The sequence below is a fragment of the Haemophilus sp. HMSC071C11 genome, from assembly GCF_001837655.1.
Lineage (GTDB): Bacteria > Pseudomonadota > Gammaproteobacteria > Enterobacterales > Pasteurellaceae > Haemophilus > Haemophilus influenzae.
Genome location: NZ_KV833401.1, coordinates 1 through 1,400, shown reverse-complemented (window position 1 = coordinate 1,400; position 1,400 = coordinate 1). Strand labels below are relative to the sequence as shown.

The window sequence follows — 1,400 nt, the reverse complement described above, 5'->3', positions numbered from 1 at the left end:
TTCATCTTTCATCTTTCATCTTTCATCTTTCACATGAAATGATGAACCGAGGGAAGGGAGGGAGGGGCAAGAATGAAGAGGGAGCTGAGCGAACGCAAATGATAAAGTAATTTAATTGTTCAACTAACCTTAGGAGAAAATATGAACAAGATATATCGTCTCAAATTCAGCAAACGCCTGAATGCTTTGGTTGCTGTGTCTGAATTGACACGGGGTTGTGACCATTCCACAGAAAAAGGCAGTGAAAAACCTGTTCGTACGAAAGTACGCCACTTAGCGTTAAAGCCACTTTCCGCTATGTTACTATCTTTAGGTGTAACATCTATTCCACAATCTGTTTTAGCAAGCGGCTTGCAAGGAATGGATGTAGTACACGGCACAGCCACTATGCAAGTAGACGGCAATAAAACCACCATCCGTAATAGCGTCAATGCAATTATTAACTGGAAACAATTTAACATTGACCAAAATGAAATGGTGCAGTTTTTACAAGAAAGCAACAACTCTGCCGTATTCAACCGTGTTACATCTGACCAAATCTCCCAATTAAAAGGGATTTTAGATTCTAACGGACAGGTCTTTTTAATCAACCCAAATGGTATCACAATAGGTAAAGACGCAATTATTAACACCAATGGCTTTACTGCTTCTACGCTAGACATTTCCAACGAAAACATCAAGGCGCGTAATTTCACCCTTGAGCAAACCAAGGATAAAGCGCTCGCTGAAATTGTGAATCACGGTTTAATTACCGTTGGTAAAGACGGTAGCGTAAACCTTATTGGTGGCAAAGTAAAAAATGAGGGTGTAATTAGCGTAAATGGCGGTAGCATTTCTTTACTTGCAGGGCAAAAAATTACCATCAGCGATATAATAAACCCAACCATTACTTACAGCATTGCTGCACCTGAAAATGAAGCAATCAATTTAGGTGATATCTTTGCTAAAGGCGGTAATATCAATGTCCGTGCTGCCAATATTCGCAATAAAGGTAAACTTTCTGCTGATTCTGTAAGTAAAGATAAAAGCGGTAACATTGTTCTTTCCGCCAAAGAAGGTGAAGCGGAGATTGGCGGTGTGATTTCCGCTCAAAATCAACAAGCCAAAGGTGGTAAGTTGATGATTACAGGCGACAAAGTCACATTAAAAACAGGTGCAGTTATCGACCTTTCAGGTAAAGAAGGAGGAGAAACTTATCTTGGCGGTGACGAGCGCGGCGAAGGTAAAAACGGCATTCAATTAGCAAAGAAAACCTCTTTAGAAAAAGGCTCAACAATTAATGTATCAGGCAAAGAAAAAGGCGGGCGTGCTATTGTATGGGGCGATATTGCGTTAATTGACGGCAATATTAACGCTCAAGGTAGTGGTGATATCGCTAAAACTGGTGGTTTTGTGGAGAC

General features: G+C 40.6%; 1 pseudogene. It reads left to right on the top strand.

The features are described from left to right. Positions 1-141: 141 nt before the first annotated feature. Positions 142-1,400, top strand: a pseudogene (gene hmw1A / locus HMPREF2644_RS09010) (adhesin Hmw1A); the annotation flags it as partial.